At 53.8% G+C, this 18,433-nt stretch carries 10 protein-coding genes; 6 read left to right on the forward strand and 4 right to left on the reverse strand.

All coding sequences use genetic code 11. From position 1 onward, the window contains the following. Positions 1-78: 78 nt before the first annotated feature. From L1D47_RS16595 to L1D47_RS16615, 5 genes are all read left to right on the forward strand, one after another. Entirely contained in the window at positions 79-750 is a 672-nt protein-coding gene (locus L1D47_RS16595; RefSeq protein WP_239886099.1) for a metalloregulator ArsR/SmtB family transcription factor, read from the forward strand. After that, a complete protein-coding gene (locus L1D47_RS16600) occupies positions 740-1,450 on the forward strand; it encodes a pseudouridine synthase (protein ID WP_239886100.1) in 711 nt (236 codons plus the stop codon). The genes L1D47_RS16595 and L1D47_RS16600 overlap by 11 nt, the downstream gene beginning before the upstream one ends. Positions 1,451-1,656: 206 nt before the next feature. Next, positions 1,657-2,571, forward strand: coding sequence for a LysR family transcriptional regulator (locus tag L1D47_RS16605; protein ID WP_239886106.1), 915 nt, complete (start codon positions 1,657-1,659; stop codon positions 2,569-2,571). 159 nt (positions 2,572-2,730) lie between these two features. Further along, the gene (locus L1D47_RS16610; protein WP_239886101.1) at positions 2,731-4,998 is read left to right on the forward strand and encodes an OmcA/MtrC family decaheme c-type cytochrome; all 2,268 of its coding nucleotides are present in this window, start codon (positions 2,731-2,733) and stop codon (positions 4,996-4,998) included. Between the two features lie 223 nt (positions 4,999-5,221). After that, entirely contained in the window at positions 5,222-7,270 is a 2,049-nt protein-coding gene (locus tag L1D47_RS16615; protein WP_239886102.1) for an EAL domain-containing protein, read from the forward strand. Positions 7,271-7,286: 16 nt separating this feature from the next. Here L1D47_RS16615 and L1D47_RS16620 read toward each other — a convergent pair whose 3' ends face one another. Further along, positions 7,287-8,825, reverse strand: a complete 1,539-nt coding sequence (locus tag L1D47_RS16620; RefSeq protein ID WP_041510244.1) for an MFS transporter — start codon at positions 8,823-8,825, stop codon at positions 7,287-7,289. Between the two features lie 236 nt (positions 8,826-9,061). After that, positions 9,062-12,031, reverse strand: a complete 2,970-nt coding sequence (locus L1D47_RS16625; protein ID WP_239886103.1) for an ImpA family metalloprotease — start codon at positions 12,029-12,031, stop codon at positions 9,062-9,064. A 482-nt stretch (positions 12,032-12,513) separates the two neighbouring features. On the opposite strand from L1D47_RS16625, the gene L1D47_RS16630 reads away from it, so the two are divergent. Beyond that, a complete protein-coding gene (locus L1D47_RS16630) occupies positions 12,514-14,232 on the forward strand; it encodes a methyl-accepting chemotaxis protein (RefSeq protein WP_239886104.1) in 1,719 nt (572 codons plus the stop codon). 69 nt (positions 14,233-14,301) lie between these two features. Here L1D47_RS16630 and L1D47_RS16635 read toward each other — a convergent pair whose 3' ends face one another. After that, the gene (locus L1D47_RS16635; protein ID WP_239886105.1) at positions 14,302-17,181 is read right to left on the reverse strand and encodes a valine--tRNA ligase; all 2,880 of its coding nucleotides are present in this window, start codon (positions 17,179-17,181) and stop codon (positions 14,302-14,304) included. Positions 17,182-17,205: 24 nt separating this feature from the next. Next, positions 17,206-17,667 carry a DNA polymerase III subunit chi gene (locus tag L1D47_RS16640; RefSeq protein ID WP_041510247.1) on the reverse strand — a complete coding sequence of 154 codons (462 nt, stop codon included), beginning with the start codon at positions 17,665-17,667 and terminating at the stop codon, positions 17,206-17,208. Positions 17,668-18,433 lie beyond the last annotated feature (766 nt).

The following is an 18,433-nucleotide window of genomic DNA, read 5'->3' on the forward strand; positions in this document are numbered from 1 at the left end:
GACTAAAGTAAATAAAAAAATTTACTTAATCTCTGGATAGGTAATAATGGGCGCATGTGAGTCCAGAGGAGACGGCGGGTGAGTAAGAAGACCAGCGAAAAGATCATCGACTATATCAAGACCCAGGGGCCTAGTACCGCCAAGGTGTTGGCCGAGCAATTTGCATTGACCACCATGGGGGTCAGACAGCATCTGCAGGCCCTAGAGGATGAGGGGATCTTGAGTATCGAAGATAGAAAGGCCAGTCGCGGTCGCCCTACCAGATACTGGGGGCTTACCGAGAAGAGCTATAAGCTGTTCCCCGACCGTCACGATGAACTCACCAGTCAGCTGATCGACTCGGTGCGGGTGGTCTTTGGCGACCAGGGGCTGGATAAGTTGATCGAGCATAGAGAGCAGGCGAGTCGGCGTCTGTATCAAGAGGCGCTGTCGCAAGCCGCCGGCCTGGCGGACAAGCTCGCGGCGCTGGCAAGGCTCAGAACACAGGAAGGCTATGTCGCCTCCGTCGAGGCGCAAGATGGCGTCTATTGGCTGCTGGAAAATCACTGCCCCATCTGTGCGGCTGCGACGCGTTGCGCCAATTTTTGCCGCTCTGAGCTACAACTCTTCCAGGAGCTGTTTACCGGATTGGCTAAGGTTAGCCGAGAGGAGCATATCATTGAGGGGGCTAGGCGCTGCGCCTATAAGCTGGTGCCTTGCTCTGAAGTAGAAAAGGCCGAGCAAGCTATGGCGGATGACAATGTCCGCTAAGCGAGCCAGGTTGGACAGGTTTATCAGTCAGCAGTGTCAGATCCCGCGCAAACAGGTGAGGCTGATTTTGGCTAAGGGCAGGGTGAGCGTCGACGGTCAGGTGGTGCGAGACGCCGACTGTCAGATAGATCAGTTCTCCCATGTGATGCTTGATGGTCAGTCGCTCAGGCAGGAGGAGGCCATCTATCTGATGCTGCACAAGCCTGTGGGGGTGGTGAGCGCGACCAAGGATAGTGAGCACAAGACGGTGATGGATCTCTTGCCTGACTATCAGGACAAGGGGCTGCATATCGTAGGGCGATTGGATCTCAACACCTCGGGATTGCTGTTACTGACGAATGATAGCCGCTGGTCGAAACGCATCATGTCACCCGAGCATAAGGTGGCCAAGCAGTACCTGGTTACCCTGAAGGCGCCACTCACCCAGGCTTATGTGAAAGCCTTCGCCGAGGGGTTCTATTTTGCCTATGAGAACATCACCACTCAGCCGGCACAGCTGGAGATCCTCGGTGCTCATCTGGCCCGCGTCACCCTGTATGAGGGACGTTACCATCAAATTAAGCGGATGTTTGGCCGTTTTCGTAATCAGGTGATGGCACTGCACAGGCTCTCAGTGGGTGAGCTGACTCTGGATGAGACCCTGCCCGTTGGACAATATCGCCCGCTAACGCCATCCGAGGTGGCGAGCATTTCCGCTTAGAAAGGGCATGCCAGCATGTTTCCTTGTTTTGTTCCTCGTCTAGCACTAATTTCTGACTTCGACAAGCCAAGTATCATTGTGTGACTAATGGCTATATCGTTTTTTATATTTCTTGTGTTATAAATATTAGATTACTCACATAAACAATAGTATCGATGAGCAATCAAACACTTAAGAAAATCAGCGAACTCGATGTGTTTTGTTTGATGGTGTTTAAAGTCATTTTTCAAACTGGACATGCCAACATAGCGGCAAAGCAGCTTAACGTATCTGCACCTAAAATTAGCCGTTGTTTGAATATGTTACGCGCCACCTTCGACGATGAGCTCTTCTATCGTCGTCAACTCGGGCTCAAGCCCACCCCTATGGCGGAGTTTCTCTACGAGCCCGTGTGTCAGTTCTGTGAAGCCGTCTTAAAAATAGAACAGTCTATCAGCGAAAAGAGTAGTGAGTTGGCCAGCGATCGCCTGAGAATCGCGGTCACCTCGAGTATCATGGCCAGCCTCTCCCTGGCTTTTGCCCGTAGCGATGCCAAGACCGCCTTTAGTCAACTGCAGTTTGTGATCTGGGGGGATGACTCGGCCGATCAAATCCATAATGGTGAGCTGGATATGGGGGTGACTTTCGATGCCTGCAACGAGCATTCATTATCGGTCGAGACCCTAGGCTGCCTGAGCAGTGTCTGTCTGGCGGCTAATGAGGAGCATGCCATCTGGACTCAGAGTGAGCCTTTGACTCTAGAGACTATCTGTCGTCACCCCTTTCTCTGCCTGGATGGTAAGGGGTTTAACGACAAGATCGACCCGCTAGAGGTGTTCGCTCGTCAAAACGGTGCCGACATAGATTGCATAGAGAGAGTCAGTTCGCGAGATGAATGGTACAGCCATCTGTTGACCATGAACTCGGTGGCTTTCCTGCCTTGTTCCGAGGCCGAGATCTGCGGTGCCTTGCCCGGGATCCGAGTGGTACGCCTGTCTGACGAGGAGGTGGCTCGGCTTCATGGTGAAAGTATGTCGCCCCAATACCTGTTGCTGGAGAATCCTGCCGAGTATCGCCGCTACTCGATGGAGCAGAGAGAATTAATTATCCGCCTTATCAAACAGCTACTGGTTAAATGTTAATTCCACATATTGAAATTTACACTTTCAGATTTTGAAATTTCTGTTAATGAATCTTTAAATTGCAGTCACAACTTGGACTCAATTATTTAACATTTTGTCGTTACTCCCTTATATTTGAGGTACTGCAATAGCAGACAATACCTACAAAGGGATATGGCGATGAAAAAAAATAAAATTACCTTATTAGCCATGGCACTCTTCTGTGCCATTGGTGTGAGTGCGTGTAGTGATGGTGAAGACGGTAAAGATGGAGCACCGGGTGAACCTGGTGTTCCTGGTACTCCTGGTGTGCCTGGTGCCCCCGCGGGATCTACCGTTGATACTGTAGCCACTGCCGCAGACTTCAAACTAACTGTTGCACCTGCCGACATAGTAGTGGTAGGAGCTGATGACTTCTCTATTAAGTTCACCGCGACGGGTAAAAATAGTAAAGGAGATGATGTTCCGTTCACTGGCCTAGACAAGGTTGCCCTCTATGTTACCAACCAGGTAGCTAACGCTACTGACAGTGGCGCACCTATGCTCTGGTCAAACAATGCAATCGCAAACGAGTTTGGCTCAAGCATGTACTGTACACCTACTGGTAAGGCAACTGCCCGTGGCGGCGCCGAAGTTAATGCCTGTACTCTGGTGGAAGATCCTGAAAATCCAGGTACCTATACTGGTACTTGGGAGCATGACGGTAATGCCCCTGTAGTGGCCGCGGCTGGTGATCCTAACAGCATGTTCCGCGTCATGGTGCGTACCTACAACGTGACCGATGCAAATGGTGTATCGATATCCGACAAACTCCTCTCTACCCCGCTCGATTTCATTCCAGCAACGGGTGAGATGGCCGTATCGGCCAAAGATTCGGTATCAAGCGCCGCATGTATTCAGTGTCACAGCGAGTTGATGGGCTATGGTGAAGACGATAAACGCATTGCCAATATCGGTGCTCACCACAACTATCAGAAAGTGGAAAACTGTATCGCGTGTCATAACCCAGCTTATGCTGCCGATCAGAACGATCCAGAAAAAGGCTTTAACCCTAACTTCAACGCAATGATCCACACCATCCACGCGGGTGGTCATCTTGCCGAGTGGGGCGTACTAAAAGGTGATGCTGAAGAGTTTGCCGGCGTTCACTTCCCAGCTGAGCTTAATGAGTGTAAGACCTGTCACGACAATGGTAATCAGTGGAAAGAAAACGTTTACCGTGAGGCCTGTGTAGGTTGTCACGTAACCGTTAATTTCGAAACTGGTGAAGGTCACTCTGACTTCCAGCTGCCACAGGCTGACGATTCACAATGTATGAACTGTCATATAGGTAACCTGAGCCCAGAAATCGTGCATAAGGTGGGTAACAGAGCGATTGAACAGGAACAGCTTGTATTTGATTTCCAAGGTGTGACTGTGACTGACAATGGCGATGGTACTAGCGCATTGACAGTGAAGACTAAGGTCACTATCAACGGCGCAGCACCTGCCGATGGCACTATGTTAGATCCATATATTACTATGGCTGGCAAGTTGTTAATTGGTAATGTTGATAGTAAAGGAGCTCCGATTACTGGATTAGGTATGTCGGTTAAAGGTGTGGCAATCACCGGCGGTATCCTGACCACGACTAAGAGCTTCGACTCCGCACGTCTGACAGGTTCTATCTACGTAACTGCTGATATGTTGGTTTGTGCGGCTAGTGGTGAGGTTATTAAGTGTGCTGACGAAGATCGACCTTCGAAAGTGGCCGTGAGTTCACCTATTAAGTACTTCAACCTGGATGACCCTGCGGTTGCACCAATGCAAGCCCGCATGAGCGACCCTGCTCGTGTCACTGTTGCTGAAGCTAAGTGTAACAGCTGTCACGGTAGCCTGACTTATCCTAAGGAAGGACACCATGGTGTGACCGAGTTTACTCAGTGTATGGATTGTCATAACGATAAAAATCCTGGTACTTACTACCCACAAGCCAAGTATCAAACTGGTGAAGTTGACGAAAGCGGTGCTCCAATCACTGCGCCAATAGAAGGTGTAACCTTCGCGCACAAAGATCTGATGACTGCGGCTCACCGTTTCCACTCTGGCACTTACGGTGGTGGTATCTACCTAGATAAGAACCTGGAAACTGTAGGTTACCCAGCACTGGCGACTGACTGTGAAGCCTGTCACAAAGATGGCGCGACCTTCTTCGCAGCAGATGGCGGTTTGACTTCTGGTAAGCGTTCAGTTCAAGTTTCTGCAACTGAGTTCATCTCACCTGTAGCCGAAACTTGCCGCTCATGTCACTACAGCGCCTCTGCGTTAGCTCACTTCGAGAGCAATGGTGCGACCGTGAACGGTAATCCTGATACAACTGCCGACTTACCTGTCGAGTCTTGTGCAACCTGTCACGCCGAAGGCAAGACATACGGTGTTGATAAAGTTCACGCCGGTGGTGGTCACTAGACGCCAACAATAATAACTCTCGCTAAATGGGCATACCCCTGCTAAATGCCCATTGAGATAGCAATAATCTTGGGGAACCTGATTCAGGTTCCCCTTTTTTATGCCTGTTTTTTCTTTGGTGTTTATCTTTGGCTTTTACATCGCGCCGTACATTTCACTGTCTGATTTCAGTATCTTGGTCTAAGTTGAAATAGATTCAATCTGCAAACATTGGGGCCATAAGTTGGCGGTTAAAGACACCTCATCCAGCCTGTTTCTCATTGCAATAAAAGAGTCTTTTATTGCCCTCCTGCCCTTTATCTTCGTTAACTCCTTGCTGGCTCTGGTTGTTGCCCTGGTCGATGTGTGGCAACCCAGTTGGCACGGCAGTGAGGCCTATGGCTGGCTGAGTCAGTTTAGCCGCCTGTTGTTCAGCTTCTTTCCCCTGTTGGCACTGCTCTCGTTATCATTTCATTTTGCCAAGTATCTCCATGTGTCGGCGGTCGTGGTGGCGTCCCTCTCCATCGGCAGTCAGATCGCCCTGCATATTCATGGAAGCGAGGCTATAGATCTCAGCCATGGTTTCGACTTTCTGTTTGGCGATGCCAGGGCCATCATCACGCCGATCTTGGTTGCCTACCTGCTGCAACGCCTGATGGCGATTAAGGCGCTTAATCTGCTGCAGAGTAGCAGCCTGAGCAGTTACCTCAAACTGCACCTTAACCTGCTTATTCCATTGATCTTATGCTTCTTTCTGGTCACCACTGGCATCTATTGGGTTGGCGAACTCCTGGGGCTAGTGCTGAGCCCGATGATCGACTCCCTGGCTGCTAGCAGTACCCTGTTTCAGCTATTTGTCAGGGTGTTGGCCACCCATCTGCTTTGGTGTTTCGGTGTTCATGGTGATATCGCCTATATGTTGGTGCTTGGCGTCGATAATGGACTGCAGCCGGTGGCACTCAACCTGACGTTGTCGCAGTTTACCGATCTCTTTGTGTTGCTTGGTGGCAGCGGTGCTACACACTCGCTATTGATCGCCCTGTTTATCGCCTCGAAAGATAAGAATGCCGTCAATGTGGCCAAGCTTGCCTTGCCCTTCGCCCTGTTTAATATCAATGAGATCCTCATCTACGGCCTGCCGATCATCTTTAATCCCAGGCTGATACTGCCCTTCGTGTTGGTGCCCCTGCTAAATACCATGATAGGCACCTTGTTGATCGTTAGCGGCTGGGTCAGTTTCAGTGGCAACGACTTTCCCTGGATCACCCCCATCTTTCTCAACGGCTACGTGGCGGGTGGTAGCCTGGCACTGCCCCTGGTGCAACTCTTGTTGGTCTGCCTTGGGGTATTTGTCTATCTCCCCTTTGTTAGACGCTACAGCCTGTTGGTGGGCAATAAGGGCTTCGAGCGCGATCTGATTAAACGGGTGCAGCTGCAGCAGGATATCGACAAGATCAGTGAGCGAAACTATGCCCGCCAGCAGTCTGAAGATCTGGCGGCCAACCTCAACCTGGAGAAGACCATCAAGGAGGTGCTCAATGGCGAGTTACTACTTTACTATCAACCTAAGGTGCGCCTGAGTGACCGACAGGTGGTGGGTTTTGAGGCGCTGCTGAGGTTGAGAAATGAGCGTGGTCAGCTGGAGGGCCCCTATTTTATTCCTGCCTTCGATCAGGCGGGTTACTTCAACCTCATCGACACCTTCGTGATTAAACGCGTGCGAGACGATATGCAGGCCTGGGCTCGACAAGGCTTCCGGCCCAGGGTCAGCATTAACCTCAATCCCAACAGCGTCCTGAGCCAGGATATTCAGTCGATGCTGATCGAACATTTGGGGGATATCGCCGACAGAGTCGATATCGAGGTGCTCGAGTCTATGTTTGTGGCAGACCTTAACGCCGTCGAGGCGAGCATGGCTCACCTTCGCCAATTTGGTTTCTCCTTCGTGCTCGATGATTTCGGCACCGGGTTTTCCAGTATTAGCCTGCTGAGTAAGATCACCATAGAGGGGGTCAAGCTAGACAGATCTATCCTGGAGAACATCAAGCATCGTAAGGGGCAGGTGCTTTATCGCCATACCTGCATGTTGTGTCGCAGCCTGGGCTTTAATCTGGTGGCCGAAGGGGTAGAAACCCCAGAGGAGGAGGCCTTCGTTGCCTCGGCAGGGGTCTCGACGGTACAGGGCTGGCTATATGCCAAGGCATTGCCTGCCGATGAGGCCAGACAGTATGCCCTGTTACAAGGGCGCGCTAGCCAAGAGGCTGGTGAGGCGGAAATGAAAAGGGAGCCATAGGCTCCCTCTGTCACTATTAGGCGCGTGCCCGTTGCAGGGTCAGTAACCACTTGCCGTAGATGAAGATCCCCACGGCAGAGATGGTGCCTATGGCCGCGATGATATACCAGGCCATGCCTATGTTGTGGCTGTTATAGAGCAGGGTGGTTAGCGACTGCGCCGATTCGCCGGTGAAGCTTACCAGGGTAGTAAAGGCTTCCCCCTGAGGAATGGCCGCAATATCGCTGGCGCTCATGCCGCGCTCAAGCAATAGTTCGCGCGAGAAGATCTCTTTCGAGGCAAACATCTCATACAGCTTAGGACCAAAGTAGCCTTCCAGTCCCCAGCCTATCCCTTGAGGCAGCATCACGAAGCCCAGGTACATGGCCTTCTTGCCCTTAGGGGCGATGTTACCCATAAACTCATTCTTCTTGGGGCTGATCATCATCTCGCCGAAGGAGAACATGGCAATCGCCAACACTATCATCCAGGCGGCGTTGGTGGCGCCGATGAGGACGAAGGCGATGATACTCAGCAGACAGCCCGCCAGCATGGCGGTGGTGATGCGGTATTTGGCGGTCAGCGCCGCCACCAGGAAGCAGCTGGTCATGATCATGCCGGCGTTGAGGTTTAGCATCCCCTCTGGCATCACCTTAGTGCCCGAATTATCCAGGCCGAGCCAGAACTGCAAGATGCCGTTGGAGGTGCCTTCCGGGCCGAACAGGCTGGTGACGATCACGCTGGTATCGACCCACTCGGCGATATGGATCGGCAAGACATCGAACAATGAGTTAAACAGGAACCAGAAGCCGGCGAACACCAGCATGTAGTAGATCACCACAGGCTTCTTCAGCTCATGCAGGGCATCTTTCCACAGGGCTTCCTGGGTGAGCTCGCCGCTCTTGATCTTACGGTTACGCTCGATACGTTCCTCCTTGCCCGGCTCCTTGTAGGCCAGCAGGAAGAGGAAGTTGAGCGAGATGATGGCGGCGCAGGCGTAGAAGACGTTGTCCCAGGAGAGCTGACGCATATGCACGGCGACCAGTGGGCCGAGGAAGCCACCTATGTTGACCACCTGATAGAAGATCCCCCAGGCCATAGAGGTATTTTGACGGCCGGTGGAGAGCACCAGCGTACCCTGAATTCCAGGCTTGAAGATACCCGTGCCGCCCGCCAACAGGATGGCGCCGAAGAGGAAACCCCAGAAGTTGGGGAAGAAGGCCATTATCAGGTAGCCGGAGATCTTGATGATCGTCGAGGCGAAGATGGTTTCCTTGTAGCCGACACGGTCTGAGATGCCGCCGGTAAATACAGGGATAAAGGTCTGCATCAAGGCCCAGACGGAGATGATAATGCCATAGTCGTGCAGGCTGATCCCCAGGCCGCCCTGTGATACAGGCGCCTTGGCGTAGAGGCCGGCACTGGCTTTCACGCCGTAGTAGGCGATACGTTCGACCAGCTCCATGCCGCCGACGATCCAGAAAATATAACTTAGGCTAGCAATGGAGGCCCACATTCCCAGCTGCTTAACTTCACGCAGATCATTTTCTGCGTAAGCATCATTGGCGTCGCTCATACCCTTCCTTAATTTTATCTTTTTGTTGTGCTGCTTATTGGCAACATCTTGTCTTGGTTAGTGACAAGCGCTCGCTATAGGGGTGATAGCTCGTCATTTGACAGCACACTTTACCTAAAAATGACTCTAAAGACCAAAACCATTCACATTGGGTGGCACTGGTGTGATCAGCAGGTAAAAAAAAGCGAGCACTCCGGCCCGCCAAAAAGGGTGTGGCAACAATGTTTTTTTCAGGGTTATAGTGGCCAGGCCTGCTCGCCGTCGACGGCAACCGATTGCAGATCTAAACCAAAACAGTAATCCCCAGGGGCATAGACATAAATCGCCTTAGGCACGGCGGGGTAGGCGAAGCTGGCGACCTGTGCCTTGGCGGCATCTGAGGTTGCCAGTCCCCACATCTGGTAGAAGTCGCGATAGTCGAGTCCGGTGGAGAAGCTCATGGCGATCATCAGAAAATCGTTGTTGCTCATCGCCTTGGCCGAGGCTAAATCGAAGCTGCCAAAACCTAGTTGGTCACGCTTGGCCAACCAGCTGGCCTCGTCCGCCTGAGCGCGGTCGAACTCCCGTAGCAAGATGTGAAGCCTCGCCAGCAGATGCCAGCCGTTTTGCAGCGCCCCCTGTTTCTGGGCGGCCACCATGGTCTGTAACATGGTGGCCATGCCGCTCGACCAGCTGGTCAGGTTGGCGGCCTGCACGTAGGTAAAGGGATCGACCTGGCGCTGACTGGCCTGTAATACCTCAAACTCATCCTGAATCGACAGGCCCTGACACTGAGGAAGCTTGCCCGTCTCTATGTAGGCGCGTGACTTAGTGTAATAGGAGTAAGGATTGGTGGAGGCGTGTCCCTCGTGGCCGTCGAATCTCAGGCGTCCCCGCTCCAGGCCATGGCCCAGCTCATGGATGTCGCCGTGGCCTGTGGGGCTAAATGACCAGGAGGCATCGTAAGGGTTGCCCGAGCAGCCCGAGCCACAGGTGGGCTGATCGGCATTCATGTGTTTGACCATGTCGAGTTGGTCTAGCTGCCAGCCCTTGCTGGCGGCAAAGCTGGTGATCTCATCGACGCTGTCGATGCCCGGCCCCTGAAAGCCTGCCAACAGGTGCGGATAATTGTGTACATACTGGCTAATGGCCTGGCCCATCTTCTGCGGTGTGTCCCATCTGGGCTCGTGGCTCATGGTCTCTTGCATCTTGGTGAGCCTGGAGTGCACCTCAAAGTGCTCGGTCGCCAGCTCGGCCCAGTCATAATCTCCCTTGGCTAGGGCCTGGGTAAAGCTTTGGTCATCCTTGTCGCTGCGCCAGAAGGGGTGCAGGCCAACCTGACTAAAGGCGAACTCCACCGGCTGATCGTTGGCGCTAAATCTTATCTGCACCGGGCCACCATAGGGCGTGGTGAGGGTGAGGGTCTCCCCTGGTTTAATGGATATGGCCGGCGACTGCAGGTACTTAGGGCGGTTATAGCCCTGGCTGGCATACTCGTGAGTCGAGCCAGAGCGCTGGGTATTGATAAACACCTTGGTCTCCACCGGGCTGTTGTCGGTGCGTTTCACGCTAAAGGTCTGTCCCGGCAGGGCATAGACGCCCGCGGCGCGAAACGGCGCCTTGCTGCTGAGTGATACCGTCTTGTCTACCAGGGTGACATGGGAAAAATCGGTGCGGCTGAAATTGCCGAGATCGACAGGCACAGGGTTGATGGACCGGGTGTTGTACACGCTGCTGTCGGCGAAGAGCGCCTTGAAGTAGCTCATCGGCGCCGTGCTGCTGACATCCATGGGGTATTGGATCTCGCCGCGATAGCTATCGCCAAGCAAAATCAGATACTTATATAGCTGGTACTCGGCGCTGTCGAAGATGGCCGTCTTCTCTGTGTCCAGGCGGTTAATGCTGCTGCGAATATGCGCCAGGGCGTTGCGGTACTCCTCGCTAAAGACGGGATCACAGGTATCGCTACACTTGGCCAGATCAAAGCTTGGGCTTTCGCTTTGCAGCAGTTCCAGCCAGAGCGCCTCCTGGCTCAGCGCCGGGTTAGCGGCCTGCATGTCGAGATAGTCGCTCCAATCCGCCTTATCCGGGCTGAAGTAATTTCCCGGGCCACCTGGGCCCTGCATGGCAAATCCCATGGTACCCAGCACTATTTGGGTGAGCGGCACGCTGTTCCAGCTATGGCTGTGAAGATAGAGCAGTGGGGTCTTGGTTTGCTTAAACGCCGCCAACCTTGCCGCGACCTCGGCATCATCGAAGGCCTCGATGGAGCCGGCGATCACCAGCTCGGCCTCATCCAGGCAGCTCGCCAATTCGCTGGCGACATCACAGCGACTCACCTGCCAGTTGGGGTAGTGGCTGGTGAGCCAGTCGGTGACCCGGCTCTTGCTCCAGTCGCTGATAAGGAACAGGCGGACCTGCTTGGTCGCCGCCAGGTTTTCTTGTGCTTCACCCGTCAGCCAGGCCAGCAGGCGCATCATGCTAGGCTCGAAGGCCAGGTTATTGCCGCTCTGCATGCTGGCGATGATGTCGGTGCCGAAGGCGGCATTTCGATGGCCCTGCAGGTCACTCGCCGCGGCAAACAGGCGCCCCTGGTTGCCTCGCACCAGCTCGAAACTCTGATTGAGTGGAAAACCCTTACTGGCCAGGGGCATCTGGATCATCTGTGAGTGTTGACCCGAGTCGTAGCTAACTCTGTCAGCCTGATAGATGGTGTTTAAGAAGCTCTTCTGCGCGCTGCGATAGTCTTGAATAAGCGTGAGGCCTCGGGCGATGACTTGAGGCTCCAGGTCCTTAATCAGGCTGGCATCGCCGCTCTGGCTGGCGGCGCTGATCTTATCCTTCAGCTTGAGGGTGAGGCTGTCTTCACTGCTCAGGCCGGCGCCGTCGGTGACCTTGAGGGAGAGGACCACCTCTTCATCCTGCAGCAGCTCACTGGCATCCAGGGTGAGCGTGTCACTGCTCAAACCGCTAAGTTTAACCTCTGGGCCTTTGGTCTTTTGCCACTGGTAGCTGGCATCGCCCGCATTAAACAGGGTAACGCTTGCCTTGAGGGAGAGGGTTTCATGATTCCAGGTTTGCTGATCCGGGCCCAGTTCGACACTCGGGGCCTGGGCCAAGGGGGGCGTGACGGTACCGCCGTTACCCGCATCGGTATTGCTATCCTCTGAACCGCCGCAGGCCGTGAGCCCTAGGGCGATACAGGCGGGGAGTATCCATGGTTTCATTGTTAACACCTCATTTCCATTTTGCGACATTCTGATAGCAATCGTCGCTGAATGCAAATGAAAATAAAAAATTATCTAATAAAAACAATGATTAAGACGGTATTTTGACGCCTGCAACTTTTTGACGGTGAGATGACCAAGCGATTTAACCCCTGGAATCGACCAAGAAGTAACATCTCGAGCCATGGCAGTTCGCTAATGCCGATTTCCAGCTATTTCTGAGCGCTTGGGCGAGGCGTTAATGTGGAGATCGGTTAAAAAGATTGGCTAATTGTGATCTACTACTAATTAGGTAATTATATCTGCTGGCACTCTGATGTATTAAGGGTTATTAGTTTAAGTATTATCAGCTTAACTGATTTTGCCTGAGCCCAAATTGGTTCAGGTTTTTTTATCTGGGTACTTTAATCCAGGCGCTTTAATCCAGGCGCTTTGATGCCTGTCGACCCGGTGTAGTGAATTGGCCATAAAAGGAAGCGAATATGTCTGAACAAAACCGCCAGGAGGTACTGGCGATGACGGGAGCGTCCGAGCAGGAGGCCGGCTTGATGGAGCGGATCAAGTCGGTACGATTTCAACTAAGACTCAACGTGTTTCTGATCATCTTTGCCTTTATCTTCCTCGGCTACAAGGGGATCACTGGCATGCTGGATGCGGGAGATGCCATAGGTGAACTCTATGGCCAGGGGATGCAGCATAGCATCAGGGCCGGTAAGGTGCTCAACGAGCTGGAGAAGGCTCGCAGCGGGTTGCTGCTCGGCTTTCAGCATGACCCGGCCAACGCCTTCGCCGATATGCACAATCACCCCTTGAGCTTTCATGTCGATTCAAGTCGCGCCTCAATAGAGGCGCTGCATGAGATCATCGACAATCAGATCCTGGTATCAGACCTTGCCGATGATGAGCGTGCTCAGGTCGACCGTCTAGTGTCACTGCTGGATAGGGTGACAGAGCAAGGCTTTAACCCCGCCATTGATGCCTTGAGCCAGGGGGAATACAAGCGCTCTAATCAGCTATTGCTGGAGAAGATCAACCCGCTGTTTAAGGATATTACCAGCCAGGCCCAGGCCTTCCTAGATATGCAGATAGGTGAGGCCAAGGAGAGCTATGAGGCCTCCCAGGAAACCGTCTCTCTCTATATCTGGCTGGTGGCCATTTTCTCCGGCGTTGCCATGCTCGCCATCAGTGTCAGCTCTGTGTTTATCATTCGCCGGGTGAGCCTGTCAGTGGTGCAGCTCGAAGAGACGGCGGTGGATATTGCCGCCGGCGATCTCACCAAGCGTATTCGCCTCGGCGGCCATGACGAGTTTGCCCATATCGCCGAGCATGTGAATCGCATCGCGGCGGATTTCCAGCAGGCGGTAACCAACACCCATGCGTCTACCTCGAGACTCGCCAGTGCGGCCGAGGAGAATGCCGTGGTGTCGACCCAGACCCAGCGTAACGTGCTGGATCAACAGCAGCAGACCCAGCTGATTGCCACCGCCATTCATGAGTTTACCGCGACGGTGCGCGAGGTCGCCCAGAGCGCCGCGGCCGCGGCCAGTGCCTCAGAGGATGCCAACGGCGCCGCCCACGGTGCTCAGGATGTAGTGGATGAGAGTATCGCCGTTATCCAGGCGCTGGCGCAGGAGCTAAGCCGAGTCAGTGATGCGATGACCCTGCTGGCGCAGCACTCAAATGAGATAGGCACTGTGGTGGATGTGATCCAGGGGATCTCAGAGCAGACTAACCTGCTGGCGCTTAACGCGGCCATCGAGGCGGCGCGGGCAGGCGAACAGGGCAGAGGCTTTGCGGTGGTGGCCGATGAGGTGCGCTCCTTGGCTAAACGTACCCAGGATTCGACCGAGGAGATCCAGAAGACGATTCAACGCCTGCAACAGGGGGCGCGAGATTCGATGCAGATGATGCAGAGCGGCACAGATCAGGTGCAACTCAGCGTGGATAAATCCTTGATGGTGCGTGACGCCCTGCAGCAGATCTTAAACAGCATCGAGGAGATCAACGCGCTTAATGCGCAGATCGCCACCGCCTCTGAGGAGCAGAGCTCGGTGACCGAGGAGATCAACATCAATATCACCAACATCAGTGAGATCTCGGATCAGACCGCCGAGGGCGCCAGGCAGAGCAGCGATGCCACCGAAGATCTCGCCAGGCTGGCGGAGTCGATGGAGGCGGATATCGCCCACTATAAGGTGTAGTAGCCTAATAAATGAGGCAATAAAAAAGGCAGTCGATTGACTGCCTTTTTCGTTCTCTAAGATAGGCGCTTACGCTTCTAGCTTGGCCAGCTCGGCCTTCTGCTCGCTGAGCTTGTCCATATCGCGTTGGAACTCGGCCAGCTTGGCGCGCTCCTTCTCGATAACCGCTTCCGGCGCCTTGGCCACGAAGCCCTGGTTGTTCAGCTTGCCTTCGATGCGCTTGGCTTCACCGACCAGCTTCTCCAGCTGTTTGTCGATACGCGCCATCTCGGCGGCCACATCGATAAGACCCGCCATAGGGATCAGCAGCTCCATCTCGCCCACCAGTTGGGTGGTCGACATAGGCGCCGTCTCATCGTCGCCAAGAATCGTCATAGATTCCAGCTTGGCTAGGGTCGCGAAGAAGGTTTGGTTGGCTTCGACGCGGGCCTTGTCTTGCTCGCTGACGCTGCGTAGCAGGGCGTTAAGCGGCTTGCTCGGCGCTATGTTCAGCTCGGCGCGGATGTTACGCACGGCAACGATCACCTGCTTAACCCACTCCAGATCTGCCATGGCGGCTTCGTCTACCTTGTCTGCCTGATATTCAGGGAAAGGCATTAGCATAAGGGTGTCACCCTCGACGCCCGCCAGCGGCTTAACGCGCTGCCAGATGGTCTCTGTCAGGTATGGCATCATAGGGTGCAACAGACGCTGCATGGCTTCCAGTACGGTGACCAGGGTATGACGGGTACCGCGCTGCTCGGCCTCTGAGCCGTTTTGCAGTACCGGCTTGGTCAGCTCCAGATACCAGTCACAGAACTGGTTCCAGGTGAACTCGTACAGGGTGTTGGCCGCTAGGTCGAAACGGTAGTTCTCCATGTGCTCGTCAAACGCCTTCACCGTCTGGTTGAACAGGCCGATAATCCAGCGATCCGCCAGCGACAGCTGCATCTCGCCATCCGCTGCGCCCTTAGGCGACTGAGGACCACAATCTTGATCTTCGGTATTCATCAACACATAGCGCGACGCGTTCCAGATCTTGTTACAGAAGCTGCGGTAACCGTCGAGACGCTTCATGTCCCAGTTGATGTCACGGCCGGTAGAGGCCATGGCAGCCAGGGTGAAACGCAGGGCGTCGGTGCCGTGGGCCTCGATGCCTTCGCTAAACTCTTTGCGGGTGCTCTTCTCAATTTTGGCGGCCAGCTGAGGCTGCATCATGTTGCCGGTACGCTTCTCAACTAAAGCTTCGAGATCGATACCGTCGATCATGTCCAGTGGATCCAGTACGTTACCCTTAGACTTGGACATCTTGTTGCCCTGTTCGTCGCGGATAAGGCCGGTCACATAAACTGTCTTAAACGGCACCTGCGGCTTGCCGTCTTCATCCTTGATGAAGTGCATGGTCATCATGATCATGCGCGCTACCCAGAAGAAGATGATGTCGAAACCTGTTACCAACACGTCGGTGGGGTGGAAGGTCTTGAGCGCCTCGGTGTCGTCCGGCCAGCCTAGCGTCGAGAAGGTCCACAGCGCCGAGCTGAACCAGGTATCCAGTACGTCTGGGTCTTGGCGCAGCACGACGGAGTCGGCCAGGTTATGCTTGGCGCGTACCTCGGCCTCGTCGCGGCCGACATAGACCTTGCCCGCCTCGTCATACCAGGCCGGGATACGGTGACCCCACCACAGCTGACGCGAGATACACCAGTCTTGAATGTCACGCATCCAAGAGAAGTACATGTTTTCATACTGCTGTGGCACAAACTTGATGTCACCGTTCTCAACCGCTTCAATAGCCGTCTTGGCCATAGGGGCAACGGCCACATACCATTGGTCGGTCAGAAGGGGCTCGATCACTACGCCGGAGCGGTCGCCATAAGGCACCTTGAGGGCGTGTGGGTCAATCTTACCCAGCAGGCCGAGTGACTCGAATTCTTCGACGATGGCGGTGCGCGCCTTGAAACGATCCATACCGGCGAAATGCTCTGGCAGGCTGTTATCCAGCTCGCCGTTGGCGGTGCCGTCGGCGTTAACCACTTCTGCCTGGCTACGGATGGCGGCGTCTATGGTAAGAATGTTGAACATAGGCAGGTTGTGACGCTTACCTACCTCGTAGTCGTTGAAGTCGTGGGCCGGGGTGATCTTCACACAGCCGGTACCGAACGCCATGTCGACATAGTCGTCGGCCACGATAGGGATGCGGCGGTTGACGATAGGCAGCAGGATGAACTTGCCGATCAGCGACTGATAGCGCTCATCGTCTGGGTGCACCGCAACCGCGCTGTCGCCCAGCATGGTCTCGGGACGAGTCGTCGCCACTTCCAGGTAGTCTTTACCGTCGGCGGTCAGTTCGCCGTCGGCCAGCGGGTAGCGGAAGTGCCACATGCTGCCCTGCTTCTCTTTGTTCTCGACTTCGAGATCTGAAATCGCAGTGTGTAGCTTAGGGTCCCAGTTAACCAGGCGCTTACCACGGTAGATGAGGTCGTCGTTATACAGGCGGACAAACACTTCTTGCACGGCGGCAGACATGCCTTCGTCCATGGTGAAACGCTCGCGGTCCCAATCGACCGAGGCGCCCAGGCGGCGCAGCTGCTTGGTGATGGTGCCGCCAGACTGATTTTTCCAGTCCCAGATACGGTCGATAAAGTTCTCACGGCCCAGGTCGTGACGGCTCTTGCCCTCTTCGGCCTCTACCTTGCGCTCCACCAACATCTGCGTGGCGATACCCGCGTGGTCGGTACCTACCTGCCAAAGGGTGTTCTTGCCCTTCATGCGCTGGTAGCGGATCAGGGTATCCATGATGGTGTCCTGGAAGGCATGACCCATGTGCAGGCTACCGGTCACGTTTGGCGGCGGGATCATGATGCAGTAATTGCCTTTTGACTCATCGCCGTGGGGTTTAAAGTATCCTTTCTCTTCCCAGTTCTGGTACAGAGCCTGTTCGATTGACTGTGGGTTGTATGTCTTTTCCATAGGAGCGTGTGCTTCTCAAACTAATTAATTTGGTTGTTGGGTCGTCAGGGGGATCCCTAACTCGCGATACTGGCGATAACGATCGCGGGCGGTCGCTTTCATGGCAGCATCGTCGGCAACGAAGTCGATAATCTGGCCAAAGTTTACCGCAAATTGCGGCGCTTGGTCTGCAAGATTAATCAGAAGATGACGATTTTTATTGGGGCCCAATTTATCGAAGCCAATCTCTACCGGTGCGCCACCCGTCGGCCCTTCGCCCTTGAGGTTATGGGGCACGAAGGCAGAGGGTTCAAATTGCCATAAAATTTCGTCAACCTCATAGGCCTGTTGCTGGTCGTTGCAGTGGATATACACCAGCTGTTGGCCGCGATAAGCCTGCTCGGCAAGCCGACAGGCTAAAAGATAGATACTCTCCCGAGGCGAACTCGCCACCTGAGGTGCGGCAGAAGCGGCTTGTGGCATCAAATAAAACAAGGCGTTAGGCATCATCTGACTCTATGTCGCTCGTGTCTGGCTAGGCGTTGACGAAAGAGAGGATTTTACACTAAAAGTGAGTTGTTAAACCAGAGGGGGAGGGGATTTGTCGAATAACAAATTGGGGAATATTTTTGTGGTTATAGCGTCTACCTGACTCTGGTACTTGGTTGAGGCGTTTTAAACCATACCCTCATGGTTTATCAATTGCCTGTCCGGCGGGGAATGTGTTTGAAGCTTTAACCCTCATTGTTATGAATAGCCTGCGGCTCGCTTATGTGCAGATACGGCTTCGGGACGCTGTGCGCCATCCATGGCCGCTTAACGAAAACATCCCTGTTTTCGATACCCTCAGCCATATCTACACTGGGTTATTATCTCTCTTCGATTTACCCGCATTTGGTAAGCATGGGTATTTGACATGAGGTTGGAAGGCCAAGGGCTTTTGGAATTGAATTTTGCCCGCTGAAGACCAATGCTACATAGTTTTGAATAGCTTGGTAGCAGGTGCAACGTATTGATACACCGATTTTTTTGTCGAGTAGACGACACTTGTTACCAAGTGCCGCCCCTCTAAGAACCGTACGTGCAACTTTCACTGCATACGGCTCAAGCCTCCACTAAGGCATCATTGATACCCAGCAACTTATAACGCAGTCGGGACAGGCTCTTTCCAAGAGTTACGAGCTAGCCTTTTAGATTTTCTCTTCACCAAATATTCTTGGTATTGAGGGTCAAAAGGGGTCGCTGCATTCTTGATTTTTACGTGTCGCTCGAT

It is taken from the genome of Shewanella sp. Isolate7 (assembly GCF_022398425.1).
Lineage (GTDB): Bacteria > Pseudomonadota > Gammaproteobacteria > Enterobacterales > Shewanellaceae > Shewanella.

Excerpts from the sequence above, each read along its gene's own strand:
- L1D47_RS16600 (WP_239886100.1), top strand. The coding sequence starts at position 740 with ATGTCCGCTAAGCGAGCCAGGTTGGACAGGTTTATCAGTCAGCAGTGT.
- L1D47_RS16605 (WP_239886106.1), top strand. The coding sequence starts at position 1,657 with ATGGTGTTTAAAGTCATTTTTCAAACTGGACATGCCAACATAGCGGCA.
- L1D47_RS16610 (WP_239886101.1), top strand. The coding sequence starts at position 2,731 with ATGAAAAAAAATAAAATTACCTTATTAGCCATGGCACTCTTCTGTGCC.
- L1D47_RS16620 (WP_041510244.1), bottom strand. The coding sequence starts at position 8,825 with ATGAGCGACGCCAATGATGCTTACGCAGAAAATGATCTGCGTGAAGTT.
- L1D47_RS16625 (WP_239886103.1), bottom strand. The coding sequence starts at position 12,031 with ATGAAACCATGGATACTCCCCGCCTGTATCGCCCTAGGGCTCACGGCC.
- L1D47_RS16630 (WP_239886104.1), top strand. The coding sequence starts at position 12,514 with ATGTCTGAACAAAACCGCCAGGAGGTACTGGCGATGACGGGAGCGTCC.
- L1D47_RS16635 (WP_239886105.1), bottom strand. The coding sequence starts at position 17,181 with ATGGAAAAGACATACAACCCACAGTCAATCGAACAGGCTCTGTACCAG.
- L1D47_RS16640 (WP_041510247.1), bottom strand. The coding sequence starts at position 17,667 with ATGCCTAACGCCTTGTTTTATTTGATGCCACAAGCCGCTTCTGCCGCA.